Consider the following 15,028-nt stretch of genomic DNA (forward strand, 5'->3'; position numbering starts at 1 on the left):
CCCGCGCGGGGGACCGCGACGCGGGTGCGGCATTGGTGGGGGGGGGCCTGCCCGCGGCGTTCGGGGGAGGCGGGGGCGCCGGGGCGCCGGGGGTGCGGCGGTTACCGCGGTGAGCGGCCGGCCCCGGAGGCGAGCTCCTTGGCCGCCTCGGTGAGGTCCTTCGCGGTGTCGATGGCGCGCCAGTACACGCCCTGCGGCAGCTGGTAGCCCGCCAGTCGCTTGCTGCGCGCCAGCTGCGGGAACGTGGTGCGCTCGTGGTCGCCCACGTCCGGCAGCAGCTCGGCGAACTCCGGGCTGAACACGTACAGCCCGGCGTTGATCAGGAACGGCGAGGGCGGCGCCTCGATGAAGTCCAGCACGTTGCCGAACTGGTCGGTCTCCACCGCCCCCCACGGGATGCGCGGCCGGGCCAGCGCGAGCGTCGCGACGGCGTCCCGCTCGTGGTGGAAGGCGGCCATGTCGCGCAGGCTGAACCGGGTCCAGATGTCGCCGTTGGTGGCGTACCAGGGCTCGTCCGGGCGGGGCAGCGCCTTGGCCGCGTACTTGAGGCCGCCGCCGCGCCCGAGCGGCTCCTCCTCGACCACCGTGCGCACGCGCAGCGGCAGGTCCGCCTTGTCGAGCCACTCCTCCAGTACGGCGGCCAGGTGCCCGCAGGAGACCACCGCGTCGGTGACGCCCTCGGAGGCCAGCCAGGCCAGCTGGTGGCCGAGGATCGGCGTGCCCGTCCCGGGGATCTCGACCAGCGGCTTCGGGCGGTCGTCCGTGTAGGGCCGCAGCCGCGAGCCCTGGCCGCCGGCCAGGATCACGGCCTGGGTGACGGGCGTCGTGGTCGGCCGGGACGGGTGGGTCGGCGGGGACGCGGGATCGGCGGCGGGGCCGGAGTCAGCGGTCATGCCTGAACAATAGGACGCCCACCGGGGCCGGGAGCCCGAGCCCGCGGGCGTCGTCGGCCCGCGGCCGTCGGGCCGGCCTACGGGTCAGCTGCCGGGTCAGCCGGCGATGCCCGCCGCGAACGACCCGTCGCAGACCGGGCGGGCGAAGGACCGGGCCCGCTGGACGTCGCCCTGGTACTTGCGCACCGCCGCCTTGCCCAGCTCGCCGGCGAGCGAGGTGCAGTACGGCGTCAGCGACGGCTGCTCGCGCATCGAGCGCTCCAGCAGGTCCAGCGCGGCGGACGGGTTCTTCGCCCGCAGCTCGTCCAGCAGCACCACCCGCAGCGACTCCTGCGGGGCGAGCCCGTCCGGGGACGTGCCCGCGGTGGCGGAACGCCCGATCCCGGCGCCGTCACCACTGGACGCCGCCACGACCTGCTGGTCGAGGTTGGTCGGCGGGGCCCATGGCACCCGGGTCACGGCGAGAGTGCCGGTGGTCACCAGGAGGACCGGCAGGGTCAGGGCGACGGTCTGGCCGATACGGCGTACAAGCTGCTTCACCCTCAGGAGAGTAGCGGTGGGTACGGGTCGGATCGCCCTCCGTGACACCATCGAGTGACACCGTGTCCGGGTTCGTCCCCACACCGTGTTGACGTGGGGGTGTACGGACGGAGCCCGCCGGACCAGGAATGGTCCGACGGGCTCCGTCGTGCCGGCTTTCCCCGCCGGTCGACCGACCGGCAGGGCGCGCCGTGCTCAGCTGCTCAGGCGGGCACCCGAGCTGGTCGAGAACACGTGGGTCTCGTTGGCGATCGGCACGACGTGGATCGTCTCGCCGCGGGCCGGGATCTGCCGGCCGTGCACGCGGACGACCAGCTCCTTGTCCTCGCCGCCGATCTTGGTGGTGCCGTACACGAAGCCGTCGGAGCCGAGCTCCTCGACGACGTTCACCGTCACCGCGACACCCTCGATGCCGCCCGCCGGGACGATCTCGAAGTGCTCCGGGCGGATGCCGACGGTCACCGACTTGTCGGTGCCGGCGCCGGCCAGGTCGTCGCGCGAGACGTTGACCACCGAGCCGCCGAACTTCACGCCGCCGTCCACCAGCGGCACCTCGACCAGGTTCATCGCGGGCGAGCCGATGAAGCCGGCCACGAACAGGTTGGAGGGCCGGTCGTACATGTTGCGCGGGGTGTCGACCTGCTGGAGCACGCCGCCCTTGAGCACCGCGACCCGGTCGCCCATGGTGAGCGCCTCGGTCTGGTCGTGGGTGACGTACACCGTCGTGATGCCCAGGCGGCGCTGGAGGCCGGCGATCTGGGTACGGGTCGAGACACGCAGCTTCGCGTCCAGGTTCGACAGCGGCTCGTCCATCAGGAAGACCTGCGGCTGGCGCACGATCGCGCGGCCCATCGCGACACGCTGCCGCTGACCACCCGACAGCGCCTTCGGCTTGCGGTCCAGGTACTCCGTCAGGTCGAGGATCTTCGCGGCCTCCTCGACCTTGGTGCGGATCTCCGTCTTGTTCACGCCGGCGATCTTGAGCGCGAAGCCCATGTTCTCGGCGACGGTCATGTGCGGGTACAGCGCGTAGTTCTGGAACACCATGGCGATGTCCCGGTCCTTCGGCGGCAGGTGCGTGACGTCCCGGTCACCGATCCGGATGGAGCCGCTGTTGACGTCCTCCAGACCGGCCAGCATGCGCAGGCTGGTCGACTTGCCGCAGCCCGAGGGGCCGACCAGCACGAGGAACTCGCCATCCGCGATCTCCAGGTCCAGCGCGTCCACCGAGGGCTTGTCCGCCCCGGGGTAGACGCGGGTCGCCTGCTCGTACGTGACAGAAGCCATGATTGTTCTCTCCTTCACCGGCAGGAACGTGCCGGACGATCCGAGTAAAGGGGCGTTCGTTCGTCTCCGTCAGCCCGCCCAGTGGTCTGAACCACCTCACGAACCGACTCCGGGCGACGCTACCTGCGCCTCCGCCGCTTGTCAGCCCCCAGCCCGCCCGATTTCGGCATCGGTTCCATCACGCCCACCCCACCCCGCCAACCCCCGGATATCCCCCCACCCCACCTACCGGGCCCGGTAGACTGCCCCCGGTGCCGCCGTGATCCCTCGCGGACGGTCACCGTGCCTCCTTAGCTCAGCTGGCCAGAGCACCGCTCTTGTAAAGCGGGGGTCGTCGGTTCGAACCCGACAGGGGGCTCGCGTAGGAAGCGATGCGACCGGCGCCCGAAGGGCCAGCTCACCGGAGTGATCCGGAGGAGCTGGCCCTTCGTCGTTGCTGCGGCGCTACTCGGGCTGTGCCACGGGCGTGCCAGAACAGTCCGGCGGGTCGTCGTCGTCCCCGAGGGCCTTCCGGGCGGCGTCGCCCATCTTGTCGGCGATGGCACGGTCCCGGTCGCTGGTCATGTGCTGGTAGATCAGCGCGGCCCGGGTGGTGCTGTGACCCATCCTGGTCATGAGCTCCCGGGTGCTGGCCCCGTTCTGCGCGGCGATGTTGTTACCGGTGTGCCGGACGTCGTGGAAGTGGACGTCCGGGGAGACGCCGGCCTTGGCCTTGGCGGCCGTCCAGTCGTCCCGGAAGTTGCTCCGGCGGAGCCTGCCACCCCGGGGGCCGACGAAGAACAGGCCGTCCTGCCCCTTGGCCGCGTGACGCTCCAGGTGGCGTTCGAGGTCGGGGACGATCAGGTCCGGGAACGAAACCGGGCGGAAGCCGGCGCGGCTCTTGGGCGCCTTGGTGATCAGCTTGCCGCTGCTCAGTTCGGCCTGATTCCGGCGGACCCAGAGGATGCGGGCGTCCAGGTCGATGGCCCGGCGGCGGAGTGCAGCCAGCTCGCCGAGGCGGAGCGTGGTGAACGCGGTCAGCAGCACGAGCGCCCGCCACTGCGGCTGGATGGCCGCCGCCACGGCGTACACCTCGGGGACGGTCAGGACGGGCCGTTCCGGGACGTCGTAGACGTCGGCGCCTTTGATCCGGCACGGGTTGCGCTTGATCAGCTCATCGTCCACGGCGGTGGTCATGATGCTGCGGAGGAGTTGGTACGCCTTGACCACGGTCGGCTCGCCAACTCCCTTTTCTAGGAGCCGAGTTCGCCACGTGCGGACGCGGGCCGCCGTGATCTCGGAGACGAACTTCCCGCCGAGCATGGGCTTGATGTGCAGCCGAAGGACGCCCTCGTATCGCTCCCTGGTGGTCTCCTCCAGCTTGCGTTCCTTGAGCCACTCGTCGGCGAAGTCGCCGAACTTGACCTTCCCGGCGTCCGGGTCCGTCCACTGGTCGCGCTTGATGTCGGCCTCGATGAGTGTGAGCGCGACTTCGGCATCGGTCTTGGTGGGGTAGGTCTCCTCGCCGGGACGCATCAGGCCGGTGACCGGGTCGGGGTAGCGGATCTGGAAGCGGCCGGAAGGGAGCTTGCGGACAGAGCCGAAGCGGCGGCGGTTGCCCCTGGAGTTGGCCATCACGCCACCGCCCGCAGTCGACGGGACCGGGTGGCCGGCTGGACAGTGTTCGCGGACACGTAGTTCGCGAGGGCGGTTTCCGGGATGCGGACGTGGTGGCCGACTTTGACGAAGGCGATCCGGCGTTCGGCGACCAGGCGGCGGGGGAAGCGCTCCCCGCTGGTCTCCCAGGTGCCGAGGCGTTCGGCGACTTCCTTGACGGTCAGCAGGCGGTCCATGCTGCGTCCCCCTCTTCTCGCGCGAGTTGTGCGCGCATCTCCTGCCGGTCGCTGGTGTGGCGTTCGTGCAGGTCCCGGGCGATGGTGGCGGCGAGCATCGACTCACCCGGGGAGTTTCCGGCGCCGGCGAAGGTCCAGTGGGCGAGGACCAGCGTTTCGGCGTCGGGAAGGTCGTCCAGGTCCGGGAGTCCGGCGGCGAGGAGGCGTTCCCGGAGTTCGGTGCGGGCTTGGTCGGCGCGGTAGTCGGCGCGGACCTGGCGGAGGGCGCCGAGGGTGGTCGAGTAGGTGGGGGACTTGCTGGAGAAGTGGCCGCGGAAGCCGAGCATGTGGGACCAGTGCGCCAGCAGGCGGCCCGGATAGTCCTTGTCGAGGTCCCAGCAGGTTTCGATCAGGCGGCGGGTGTGGGCGGGCAGGTCGTGGCGGTCGAGTTCGTGGCGCTCCAGGATGCGCCGGTCCACGGTTTCGGTCGTCTCGGCGGACTTGGTGGCGTACTTGGCGACGTAGGAGGCGACGGCCCGTTCCGTGATCTCCCCGCCGGCGAAGGCCCCGATCGGGCGGACATCGACCTGTGTGCCCCACTGAAGGACCCGGGCGGGCTGGTCACCCCCGGCAGCGACAGGGACACCGGCTCGGCGGGCGGCGGCCCGGATCGCGGCGTCCAGCAGGGCGACGGTGGCCCATGCGGGCGGGGGCGTGTCGGGGCCGTCGGGGCCGTCGATGCGGATGACGGCGTGGAAGTGGACGGCGCCGCGGCGCTGGTACTCGGCGACCTTGCCGAACGAGATCTTCGCCTGCTCCTTGAAGTCCCGCTGGTAGAGCCCGGTCATCTTCGCCATGACCCGGAACAGGTAGATCGTGAAGCGACGCCACAGGTCCGGGGCGTGGTTGTTCCACAGCACCGCGTGCCCGTACTCGTAGCGCTCCGGGGCCAGTGGCGTGCCAAGCAGAGGCGAACCGGCGGGGTGGGCGTGGCCGCAGCGGCAGGTGCCCTTGTCGGGCCGGTTGTGGACCGGGCCGAAGCTGGGGGCGGTGAGGGTGGCGAAGACCCGGGGGTGGGAGCGGACGGTGGTCGGGACGTTCTTGGTGGTGTCTCCGGCGAGCCCGGCACGGATCAGGTGGAAGGTGTCCGCCGAGTACGTCCGGGCGCAGGACGGGCAGCGGGAGGAGCGGCGGTTGCCGCAGGCAACCTTGAGACGCTGGCCGGGCTCGTGCTCCGTCGAGTACCGGTGCCAGACGGCGCCGGTGGGGGCGTGGGTGAGGGTGCGGAAGCCCTTGAGGTGGATCGGGTTGGAGCAGCCGCCGGTACGGCGGATCTGGTCGTGGAGACGGGGGAGGTCGCCCCGCATGGCGAGCCGGGCGAGGTCGGCGAGTGCCAGGTGTTCGCGCTCGGGGTGGAGGGACGGCATCATGCGGCCACCGCCAAGGAACGCGAGGCGGGTTCGAGAACCGAGAGGAGGACTTCGACCGCGAGGCCCGGCGGGACGGCGTTGCCGATCTGCTCGAACTGCTTGGTCCGTGAGCCGGTCCACGGGTGGCTGGCGGGGAAGTCCTGGAGAAGCCCCGCTTCGGCGGTGGTCAGTTCGCGCTGGGGGCTGGAATCGGTGGCAGAGAGCTTCCACGATCGGGCTCGACCCGTCAGGGTCCAGGCGGGCCCGGCGGTGGTGAAGCGGTTGCCGCCGCCGGTGTGTTCACCGCGGGTGACGACATCGCCAGTGGCCAGGTTGAGGACGTCGGCCATGGTGTTCCAGGCGGCGCGGCCGGGGCCGAAGAGGCTTTCGGGCTCGGGCACCTTGGCGTGGGTGGCTTCGGGTGGGGCGACTTGGTGCGTCGTGGAGGCCAGGAGGAAGGCCCGGCGGCGGGTCTGGGGGATGCCGTAGTCGGCGGCGTTGAGGACTCCGACCCACGTCGAGTAGCCGATGCCGCGCAGGACGCGGGCGATGTGGGCGAAGAGGGGTTCCACCGAGGGGACCTCTTCCAGGGCGATCCAGTCGGGGCGGAGGTCGAGGGCGTACCGCAGGGGTTCGACGGCCAGGAGCGAGCGTGCGTCGGTGGCGGTCCGAAGGGCGGCGCGGGTGTCGCGGCCGGCGGCGAGGTCGTCGAGGCCCTGGTGGCAGAGCTCGATGTCGTCGGCTCCGGCGCCGAGTCCGGCCGTGCTGAAGGTCTGGCAGGGCGAGGAGCCGATCAGGCCGGAGACCCTTCCGACGAGCGGCGCGGTCGGGTAGGCGGCGACATCGGTGCGGATGGTGCGGTGACCGGCGGCGGCGCGGGTGGCGCAGGCGGCGGCGTCGATCTCCAGGCCGGTGTCGGTGTGGCCGAGGCGGCGCAGGCCCTCGGACCAGCCTCCGGGGCCGGCGAACAGGTCGATGATGTGGCGCTTCAAGGTGATGCCTCCCTTCGTGGGGAGGCCCCGGGACGGACCAGTGGCACCAAGTCCCGGGGCCGGGCTGGTCAGGACTGGTCGGCGGGCTTCTGGTGGCGGTCGGTCCACTCTTCGGCGCAGACCTTGTGGACGGGCTTGCCGCGGTCGGAGCGCAGGTTGGTGGGCTTGTCGCAGACGCCGCAGGGGGCGGGCTGCGGGGCCCAGTGGCGGGAGTCGCGCCAGTCGAGGAGGGCCATCGGTCAGGCCGCCTTGGCGGTGGTGGCCAGCGGGCGGGCGATGGTGCCTGCGCCGTTGCAGGTCGGGCAGGTGACCGGGACGGTGGCGCGGGAGCCGTCGCGGCGGCGGACACCGGTGGCGATGACGACGGAGGCGAAGCCGGAGCAGTTCGGGCAAATCCGGCTCGGGGCGTGGCTGTGCTGCGGCATGATGGAGCTCTCCTTCGTGGGCTTCGGTTCAGGAAGGGGTTGCGGCCTCGGGGCGGCGGGATGCTTGGCGGCGTGTTGCCGCCCCGGGGCCGGTCTTCGAATCAGCGGCGGCGGGAGGTACGGCCGTCGCGCTTGTGCGCGTACATGTCCCGGTCGGTGCAGGCGAGTGCGTCCGTGAGCGAGACGACCGGCAGCTCAGCGACGGGGCAGATGCCCACCGAGGCGGACGCCGGGAGCGTGAGACCGGCATACGGAACCGGCTGATTGAGAGCCGCGCGCAGGTCGGGCAGGCGCTCGGGGGCGTCCAGGACGACGGCGGCGAACTCGTCCCCGCCGAGGCGGGCGGCGATGCCGGGACGGCCGCACCAGGCGGACAGGCGAGCGGCGGTTGCGGTGAGCACGACGTCGCCGGCGGCGTGGCCGTAGGTGTCGTTCGTGGCCTTGAAGTCGTCCAGGTCGATCAGCAGCACCGAGGCGCGGTCCGGGTGGCGCTGGGTCAGCCGGTGGGCGCGGGTGGTGAAGCCGTCGCGGGTGTGGAGCCCGGTGAGCGGGTCGCGGCGGGCGGTCGCGAGGCGGCGGTTCAGCCAGGCGCCGTGGGTGGTCCATCCGATCAGCGGTGCACCGGCGGCAAAGATCGTGGGCAGATCCATGTGCGGTCCTTCGTGATGGGTGTGGTTGGGGTTGCGATCTCCGGGGCGGCGGGATGCTGGCGGCGTGTTGGCCGTCCCGGGGAGGTCAGAGGCCGAGGCGCTGGGCGCGGCTGGCGGCCTGGTCGAGCAGGTGGTGGATGTCGGCCTGCCGGGTGGCGGGGCGGTCGTTGTACTCGTCCGGGGAGCTGGCGGGACGCCCGGTGGCGTGCAGAATCTCCATGAGCTGGACGCGGGCGGTGGTGACGGTGGCCGGGGTGCCGTAGCCGTGGGCGAGGACGGCAGCCTGGGCGCCGAGGAGGCAGACGCGGCCGGCGGAGTCCCACATGGCGCCCTGGAGCCAGCCGAAGGCGCCGATGTAGCGGGAGGTGAGCCGGAGGTGGCCGGCGGCGCTCACCGACACCGGGCGGGCCGGACGGTGGGTGATCCGGTCGAGGAGCGTGAGCCGCGGGACCGGGTAGCTGGCGGTCCAGGGCTGGAGGGTGGAGCCGAGCGGCGAGATGTACGGGACCGTGATGCGGGCCGGGGCGGGAAGCGAGGCCAGGTACGCCTCGATCTCGGCGACGAGGCCGGAGCCGTCCACGGTGACCAGGGGCGGCAGGCGGACAGTGATCGTCATGGCCAACTCTCCTTTCTGGCTTGCTACTTGTTGGAGGTCTTGCTGATGACGCTCACGCCGTCGCGGGTCGTGTTGTCGATCAGTGGGGCGGCGGAGGTGTCGGCGAGGTAGAAGCCGAGGAGGACGAGTGCGGCGACGGCCCACCAGCGCAGTCGGAGGTGCCGGACGATGAACCAGGCGGCGATCGCGAGGATGACGATGAACGGAAGCTGGATGTTCACCAGGTGAGCCCTTCAGGCGAGTTCGGCGACGAGCGCCGAGGCGAGCGGGTCCTGAACCCCGAGGCGGGCGCGAAGCGTGGCGGCGTCGATCGGGGTTCCCGTGCGGGTGTGGTGGTCGTCGGCGACCTTGCGGGCGTGGTCGAGGAGAAAGGCCGGGACCGTGAGCGCGGGGGCCGGTGCGGGAACCGGGGTCGGCACCGGTACGGGAGGCTGGGGCGGCGCCGGAATGGGAGCCGGTTCGATCGCCGGGACAACCGCAGGAGGCGGGACGGGCGTCGGCTCGACGTCCGGTTCGGTGATCGGCTCTGCGGCGGTGACGTAGAGCGGCGGGGAGTCGCCGGTTTCGGCGTCGTCCGGCTCCGGCTCTGCTACCGGGGGTTCCTCGGTGGGCGCGGTGGTCGAGTGGGCGAGCAGGGTGCCGCCGAGGAACGCGGCGGCGGGCCAGCCGGCGACGAGAACGCGAAGCCAGGCAGGGGCGTTGCCGAGATCGAGCAGTCCGGCGGTGCCGACATTGGCGCCGAGCGAGGCGGCCAGCGCGATGACGAACCAGCACCAGGCGAGCCGGCGGGCGGTCCCGGAGCGCATCCGGCGCCAGGCGGCGACCAACAAGAGGTCGACGGACACCGGGTAGGCCCAGGACTTCCAACCGGCTTGGCCGGCGGCTGCGGCGAGGTCGTGGAGGTGGGCGAAGGAGAGGGCGGCGGCGATCACCGCTTGCGCCAGTACGGCGTCCAGCTTGGGGAGTCGACGCATGACGTACTCCGTCAGACCTGGTTCTTGTCGAGGGAGAAGAAGAGGACCGCGCCGCCGGTGAGCTCCGGCTGGTGTCGGGTCAGCGTGGCGATCGCCTTCTCGAAGATGTCGGCGCGGGTCATCCCGGGCGAGGGCGTGATGATGTTCGCGAAGGTGCCGATGGCGGTCGCGCCGGGCACGGTCTGCTGCAGCGTGAGGACGCAGTGGTAGGTGTCCTGCTTCATGGCTTGTCTCCCATGTGGAGTGCGGACCGGGCGGCGATCTGGTGGTCGACCGCCCGTCCCGTCGCGGCTGGGTTACGCGGGGGCGGTGCCAGTGCCGAGGCAGTCGAGGCAGGTCGCCTCCTGCTGGGCGACCGGGCGGCGGCGCGAACCCCGGCCGGCGTAGACGGTCTCGGTGGTCTGGCCGGTGCCCTTGCAGGGCTCACAGGGCGAGGGCTTCGGCGGCGCGGTGCGCTTGCGGGCGGCCACCGGGGTCACCGGCTGTTGCGCTGGGCGCGGTCGGCGGCGGCGCGGGCCTCGCGGGCGAGCTGGGCGGCGTCGCGGTCGTGCGGGTTGGCCCTGGCGATGCGCTCCAGGAGATCGGCCTTCTCGGCGAGCAGCGGGACGGCGTCGTCGTTGTTGTCGCGGGTGGCCTTGAGGTGGCCGAGGAAGGCGCCGATCTCGGCGATGGACGGCTTACGGGACATTGGTGATCTCCTCGCATCAGACGTGGCGGGGTAAGGACTTGGCGCGATACGGCCGCGCCGGCCGATGGGGGGGGGAGGTGTCGCTACTTGCCGAGCGAGACCGGAACCAGGTCCGGCGGCGTCGAGGGAATCGGCGGAATGCTCGCCGGGCTGGCGACCTGCGGGCGGAAGGCCGCCAGACGGTCCAGGTCGCGCGTCAGGTATGCGAACTCGCCGCAGCGATCGGCGACTTCGGTGAGCGAGCGGTACGGCGTGCGGATCTCGGACCACTGGCCGGAGGTGTCGCCAGCGACCGCCATCCCGGGCATGTCCGGGCTGATCCTGGTGGAGGCCGTGACTGCGTCGTCGGAGATGTCGCCGAGACCCATCTTCGCCGTCTCCAAGTCGTTGACCCGGTGGACAGTGCGGCCGGTGAGCTGGGAACGGAGCAGAGTCGCGCCCTTACCCAGCTCCGAGCCGAAGCGCTGGCCGGCGATCTCCAGGTAGATGCCGGCGGCGCGGGCGAGTTGGGCCAGCCGGATGAGCGCCGTGACGATCTGGTTCCGCCGTTCCTCATCGGCTTTGCCGGCCGCCAGGAAGAGTTCGGCGATCTCGTCGACCAGGACGACGATCGGGACCGGTCGAACATCCTCGGGCAGGCCCCAGATATCGGCGGTCAGCTCCTCGGCGACGACGGATCCGGGGACGCCCTGATGGTCCCGGATGAGGTCGTACCGGTCGTCCATCTCGACCAGCAGCGCGAGTAGCAACCCGAGCGCTTCGCCCTGGTTGGTGGCCAGAGCGGACAGCCGCGGGGCGAAGGGGCGCTGTTCAACGCCGCGCTTGCAGTCGATCCCGACCAGGGCGACCGGCTGAGGGGCGAGGCCGTGGACCAGATTGCGGGTGAACATCGACTTCCCGGACTGGTTGGCGCCGAGGTTGAGCCCGTTCGGAGCCTGCCGGTAGTCCCGGTAGTGAACGGTGCCATCGGCCCGCAGCGCGACCGGAACCCGAAGCAGCTCAGGGGACTTGGCGATGGCCCGGCGCGGCATGCGCACGTTCCGCAACACGTCGAAGCCGACGATCCGCAGGTCCACCACGCCGGGCTTGACCTCCGAGACGTGAACCGCGTGGACCTCCCAGGCGTGCCGCAGCCGCTCAGCCGCGTCGACCATGTCCGACGTCTGCTGACCACGGGCGAGCCGGAACCGGACCCGCAGGCCAGTCGAACTCGCCTGCACGCCACGGATCGTCGGCATCGAGGGACTGGCCGGCCGGTCGGTGCCGGATGAGGACATAGCGCGCCAGAACGTGGGCTCCACGGTCAGCCCACAGGCCTCCATGACGTTCTCGAAGTCGTGCCGGATGCGGTGGACGGCCAGCGGCAGGCCGATGGTCGCCCAGTAGATCCGGGGCATTTTGGCCCTGGCGTAGAGGGCGCCGGAGCCAACGGCGGCAGCGGGGACGCTCAGCTCCAGGAGCGTCGTCGTCAGGGTGTCCACGGTGGTCAGGCGTTCGCGCTGGCGAGGACCGGGGCGGCTGCGATGGTCACAGCGTCGGCCCGGAAGGCGATGCCGGAGCGCTTCTGACCGTTGAACTCGTTCTCCCACGGCCGGGCGATCAGCCGGGTGAGGGTGACCAGCACGCCGGGAGCCAGCCCGTCCGGGATGCCCGGCTGCGGCACGGTGAGGGACAGGATGTCCGCCTCGCCGTTGGCCACGAACGTGACATCCAGGGTGACCAGCGGCGCGCCGGTCTCGACGTCCATGGCCATCTCACCGGTCCGGCGGTCCTTGAGCTTCGGGCGGGGGGCCTGGGCGACCATCACCAGGGCGGCGGTCGTGTCGACGGGGATGAAGCGCATGCTCTGGCTCCTTCATCGGGCATCCGGGCCAAGCGGGGCAGCCCGGTGCAGCTCCTCTAACGGAGATGTTCTCATGCACTCATGTACATGAGCTGATGGATAGAAGAGTGCCCGACTCCTGTACATGAGTCAACCCGCCGCGAGAAAGAATCTTGCGACGGGCTACAGGAGTTGAGTTGGCGTCAGTCGCGTGCGGCGAAGCGGTAGTCCAGAACGAACTGGTCAGCGGCCATTACGGTGTCGCAGACCTCTACCACGCGGCCGTCATTCGTGACGGCGTCCCGGACGAGGTGGATCACTGGGGAACCAGGACTCAGCGCCAGCGCGGCCGTCTCGGCCTTCGTGGCCAGCCGGGCCCGGACGGTCTCGGTGAACTCGGCCAACGTGTGGCCGTGCTCCTCCAGGCGTGCGTAGATGCCGCCGCCGCCGGGGTTCTCGGCGAAGGTCTCCGGGATGTCCTTGACCACGTCCCACGGCAGGTAGGAAGTCGCTTCCTCAGTCGGTGTCCCGTCGCGGAAGTACCGCCGCTTACGGGCCAGTACCTTCGAGCCGGCGGGCACGTTCAGTCGCTCGGCGATCTCTTCCGGGGCATCGACCGGTCCGACGAAGAGCACGTTCACGGAAGGCTTGCCGCCGGACTGCTCTGCCTCGGCCAGGTACGCCGCCTTGCCTGCGAGCCGGTGGGCGCGGCGGAAGCGGTCCGAGGACTTGCGCTGCACAGGCGGGCGAGAGCGGACGAAGGAGCCGCGGCCGTGGTGCGTTTCGATCAACTGCGTCGTCCGAAGCTCCGCGACCGCCTTGCGGACCGTGCCGGAGGCGACCCCGTAGCGCTCCATGAGTTCGGCTTCACTTGGGATCGCCGCGCCGGGAGCCAGGACCCCGGACCGGATCTGCGACGCCAAGTCGTCCGCGATCTGCTGGTACTTCGCCTTCGCCGTCGATGCGGCCTCGCCACTCGCCATGGTGCTGAAAGGTCTCCTATTCTCCTGTACATGAGTACCAGCACCGCAAGGCAAGTTTCAACGCCTCTCCACTCCGTGTCCGTGGCTGGGGCGGTGGTGCGCGACGATGGCCGGATTCTCGCGATCCGGCGGGCCGATAACGACACCTGGGAACCGCCAGGCGGAGTTCTGGAGCTCTCGGAGACGGTCGAGGACGGCGTGCGCCGCGAGGTGTACGAGGAGACCGGGATCAAGGTCTCGGTGGAGCGGCTCACTGGGGTCTACAAGAACGTGACCCGTGGCATCGTCGCCCTGGTCTTCCGGTGCCACCCCGAGGGCGGCAGCGAGCAGCTGTCCGACGAGTCGACGGCCGTCGCCTGGCTAACTCCGGAGGAGATCACCGACCGTATGGGCGAGGTCTACGCAGTCCGCTTGCTCGACGCCGTCCGGGGCGACACGGTCCCGCACGTCCGGACGCACGACGGGCGGACGCTCATCGACATGCCGTAGGCGAGCTGAGTCAGTCGGTCTTCCGGCCGCGCTTGCCCAGCTGGCTCCAGACGTGCCGGTGGCGGGCGATGGTAAAAACCCGATCCACCCTGTTCGGGGACAGCACCGCCGGCTGGGAGGGCAGAACCGAGGCGACCTGCTCACCGTCGATGACCGTCACCCCCGGTGTCGCACCGAGCGTGATCTTCTGAGCTCCGACGACGGCGATGACGGGGTGAACGGGGACCTCGAAGCCGCACCACTCGGTGAGCAACTTGGCGGTACGGCTCGCCTCGAACTCCGAGTTCTCCAGGTACGGGAAGCCGTTGCGGTTGACCTTCACCACCTTGTCGCCGACCCACACGGTGGCACCCGGGTGGTGCTTCGAGTTGATCGTGAAGACGCCCGACGGGCCGATCACCACGTGGTCGATGTCAGACCCGGACGGCAGCGGAACCCCGTGCAGCACCTTCCAGCCAGCGGCCTTCAGCAGCTCCAGCCGGGCCCCGACGATCTGCTCACCTTCCAGGCCGCGAAGCGTGCTCGAATCACCGAGGCGCTGGCGGTAGACCTTGGCAGCGAGCCGGACGAGTAGCCCGTACCTCTCCTCGCCCTCGCGCACCAGGCTCTCCAACCCCGCGCCGGGCAGGTTCCGTGCAAGGTCGTCTTCATCTCGCATTGGGGGAAGGAACGGAACCTCTGCCCGAGGCTGCGGCACAGGCACGGGAGCTGCCTTCGCCGGAAGATTCTTCTTTCCTTGGTGCCGGACGGTCCGCGGTGGCACATGGCTGCCGAAGGACTTGCACCACTCCTCGACCTTGGCCAGTGCGAGAGCCTCGAACTCCGCGACGTCGACCGTGACGACCCCGGTCTTGCAGTCGAGCCAGGCCACTGAATCCCCGCGGGCGCCAGCCGTGTTGACGTAGAGCCGTTCCTTCCCCGGCACCCTCCAAGGCTTGACCACCAGCTCCGTCATTCGTCCCCCTCTGGCATGGCCTCCCTGACCAAGGCCAGCATGCCCACGTACCGATCAGCAGGAACGCGGAGAGCCAGCTAGCCGAGCCAGTTCAACCACGGACAAGGAAGCACGGTCGGAGCGGGTGAGGTACCTACAGGCTTCAAGGGGTGGGCGCCAACGTCGTGCAGACCCAGGCGGGCGGTGTGTGGGTTGGGAGGTAGGTAGCAGGGGAGTGGGTGTGAGGGGGTGTGGTGACAAGGTGGTTGTTACGAGTTTCGCTACTGGTTCAAGGGCGCGCACAGCGCGCCAGCGCGCGGCCTTGCCGCTCGCCGTCGCTCCTGTCTTGCGCCCCGCTTCGGCGGCGGCCGGCCGCGCACGTCGAGCGTGCGGCCGGGGATGCCGGTGTGAGAGAGCCCGTGTCGGCGACGGCTCAATGTGAGGCCGGGTTCGGCGGTTCAGTTGTGGGCCATCCGTAGTCTCGTCGGATGTGTCAGTCGTTGCTGCTGGTGGCG

At 70.7% G+C, this 15,028-nt stretch carries 21 protein-coding genes and 1 tRNA gene; 2 read left to right on the top strand and 20 right to left on the bottom strand.

The genetic code is table 11. The annotated features are described in order from the left end of the window. Positions 1-101 precede the first annotated feature (101 nt). The 3 genes from ACFV61_RS05015 to ACFV61_RS05025 all read right to left on the bottom strand — a co-directional run bounded on the left by ACFV61_RS05015 (position 102) and on the right by ACFV61_RS05025 (position 2,720). Positions 102-893, bottom strand: a complete 792-nt coding sequence (locus tag ACFV61_RS05015) for a nucleotidyltransferase family protein (RefSeq protein WP_063348800.1) — start codon at positions 891-893, stop codon at positions 102-104. Between the two features lie 96 nt (positions 894-989). After that, a complete protein-coding gene (locus ACFV61_RS05020) occupies positions 990-1,433 on the bottom strand; it encodes a hypothetical protein (RefSeq protein WP_363375150.1) in 444 nt (147 codons plus the stop codon). A 195-nt stretch (positions 1,434-1,628) separates the two neighbouring features. Beyond that, on the bottom strand, positions 1,629-2,720 hold the full coding sequence (locus ACFV61_RS05025; RefSeq protein ID WP_063348802.1) for an ABC transporter ATP-binding protein: 1,092 nt from the start codon (positions 2,718-2,720) through the stop codon (positions 1,629-1,631). Positions 2,721-3,004: 284 nt separating this feature from the next. Here ACFV61_RS05025 and ACFV61_RS05030 point away from each other — a divergent pair. Then, positions 3,005-3,078: transfer RNA gene (locus ACFV61_RS05030), tRNA-Thr, on the top strand. Between the two features lie 86 nt (positions 3,079-3,164). Here ACFV61_RS05030 and ACFV61_RS05035 read toward each other — a convergent pair. The 16 genes from ACFV61_RS05035 to ACFV61_RS05110 all read right to left on the bottom strand — a co-directional run bounded on the left by ACFV61_RS05035 (position 3,165) and on the right by ACFV61_RS05110 (position 13,090). Next, positions 3,165-4,334 carry a tyrosine-type recombinase/integrase gene (locus ACFV61_RS05035; RefSeq protein ID WP_380490163.1) on the bottom strand — a complete coding sequence of 390 codons (1,170 nt, stop codon included), beginning with the start codon at positions 4,332-4,334 and terminating at the stop codon, positions 3,165-3,167. Then, a complete protein-coding gene (locus tag ACFV61_RS05040; protein WP_380490165.1) occupies positions 4,334-4,552 on the bottom strand; it encodes an excisionase family DNA-binding protein in 219 nt (72 codons plus the stop codon). Before ACFV61_RS05040 ends, ACFV61_RS05035 begins: the two co-directional genes overlap by 1 nt. Next, positions 4,537-5,961 carry a replication initiator protein RepSA gene (gene repSA / locus ACFV61_RS05045; RefSeq protein ID WP_380490167.1) on the bottom strand — a complete coding sequence of 475 codons (1,425 nt, stop codon included), beginning with the start codon at positions 5,959-5,961 and terminating at the stop codon, positions 4,537-4,539. Before repSA ends, ACFV61_RS05040 begins: the two co-directional genes overlap by 16 nt. Next, complete coding sequence (locus tag ACFV61_RS05050; RefSeq protein ID WP_380335617.1) at positions 5,958-6,932, bottom strand: DNA cytosine methyltransferase; 975 nt, start codon at positions 6,930-6,932, stop codon at positions 5,958-5,960. Before ACFV61_RS05050 ends, repSA begins: the two co-directional genes overlap by 4 nt. Positions 6,933-7,000: 68 nt before the next feature. After that, on the bottom strand, positions 7,001-7,168 hold the full coding sequence (locus ACFV61_RS05055) for a hypothetical protein (protein WP_380335615.1): 168 nt from the start codon (positions 7,166-7,168) through the stop codon (positions 7,001-7,003). Between the two features lie 3 nt (positions 7,169-7,171). Continuing rightward, complete coding sequence (locus ACFV61_RS05060; RefSeq protein ID WP_380335612.1) at positions 7,172-7,357, bottom strand: hypothetical protein; 186 nt, start codon at positions 7,355-7,357, stop codon at positions 7,172-7,174. A 101-nt stretch (positions 7,358-7,458) separates the two neighbouring features. Then, positions 7,459-8,007 (bottom strand): GGDEF domain-containing protein, encoded by a 549-nt coding sequence (locus tag ACFV61_RS05065; protein ID WP_380490169.1) that lies wholly within the window; start codon positions 8,005-8,007, stop codon positions 7,459-7,461. An 85-nt stretch (positions 8,008-8,092) separates the two neighbouring features. Next, complete coding sequence (locus ACFV61_RS05070) at positions 8,093-8,623, bottom strand: hypothetical protein (protein ID WP_380490171.1); 531 nt, start codon at positions 8,621-8,623, stop codon at positions 8,093-8,095. A 23-nt stretch (positions 8,624-8,646) separates the two neighbouring features. After that, a complete protein-coding gene (locus ACFV61_RS05075) occupies positions 8,647-8,844 on the bottom strand; it encodes a hypothetical protein (RefSeq protein ID WP_380490173.1) in 198 nt (65 codons plus the stop codon). Positions 8,845-8,856: 12 nt separating this feature from the next. Continuing rightward, positions 8,857-9,597, bottom strand: coding sequence for a DUF2637 domain-containing protein (locus ACFV61_RS05080; protein WP_380490175.1), 741 nt, complete (start codon positions 9,595-9,597; stop codon positions 8,857-8,859). A gap of 11 nt (positions 9,598-9,608) precedes the next feature. Then, positions 9,609-9,821, bottom strand: coding sequence for a hypothetical protein (locus ACFV61_RS05085; protein WP_380369887.1), 213 nt, complete (start codon positions 9,819-9,821; stop codon positions 9,609-9,611). 72 nt (positions 9,822-9,893) lie between these two features. After that, positions 9,894-10,067, bottom strand: coding sequence for a hypothetical protein (locus ACFV61_RS05090; protein WP_380369890.1), 174 nt, complete (start codon positions 10,065-10,067; stop codon positions 9,894-9,896). Between the two features lie 5 nt (positions 10,068-10,072). Next, the gene (locus ACFV61_RS05095) at positions 10,073-10,285 is read right to left on the bottom strand and encodes a hypothetical protein (protein ID WP_380490177.1); all 213 of its coding nucleotides are present in this window, start codon (positions 10,283-10,285) and stop codon (positions 10,073-10,075) included. Between the two features lie 83 nt (positions 10,286-10,368). Then, complete coding sequence (locus ACFV61_RS05100; RefSeq protein WP_380490179.1) at positions 10,369-11,766, bottom strand: FtsK/SpoIIIE domain-containing protein; 1,398 nt, start codon at positions 11,764-11,766, stop codon at positions 10,369-10,371. 5 nt (positions 11,767-11,771) lie between these two features. Then, positions 11,772-12,128 carry a hypothetical protein gene (locus tag ACFV61_RS05105; protein WP_380490181.1) on the bottom strand — a complete coding sequence of 119 codons (357 nt, stop codon included), beginning with the start codon at positions 12,126-12,128 and terminating at the stop codon, positions 11,772-11,774. Positions 12,129-12,310: 182 nt separating this feature from the next. Beyond that, positions 12,311-13,090: a GntR family transcriptional regulator gene (locus ACFV61_RS05110; RefSeq protein WP_380369900.1), complete on the bottom strand. Its 780-nt coding sequence runs from the start codon at positions 13,088-13,090 to the stop codon at positions 12,311-12,313. 18 nt (positions 13,091-13,108) lie between these two features. Here ACFV61_RS05110 and ACFV61_RS05115 point away from each other — a divergent pair, with 18 nt between their 5' ends. Then, positions 13,109-13,579 (top strand): NUDIX hydrolase, encoded by a 471-nt coding sequence (locus ACFV61_RS05115; protein ID WP_380369930.1) that lies wholly within the window; start codon positions 13,109-13,111, stop codon positions 13,577-13,579. A gap of 10 nt (positions 13,580-13,589) precedes the next feature. Here ACFV61_RS05115 and ACFV61_RS05120 read toward each other — a convergent pair whose 3' ends face one another. Then, on the bottom strand, positions 13,590-14,534 hold the full coding sequence (locus ACFV61_RS05120) for a nuclease-related domain-containing protein (protein ID WP_380490183.1): 945 nt from the start codon (positions 14,532-14,534) through the stop codon (positions 13,590-13,592). Between the last annotated feature and the right edge of the window lie 494 nt (positions 14,535-15,028).

The organism is Kitasatospora sp. NPDC059817 (genome assembly GCF_042731835.1).
Taxonomy (GTDB): domain Bacteria; phylum Actinomycetota; class Actinomycetes; order Streptomycetales; family Streptomycetaceae; genus Kitasatospora.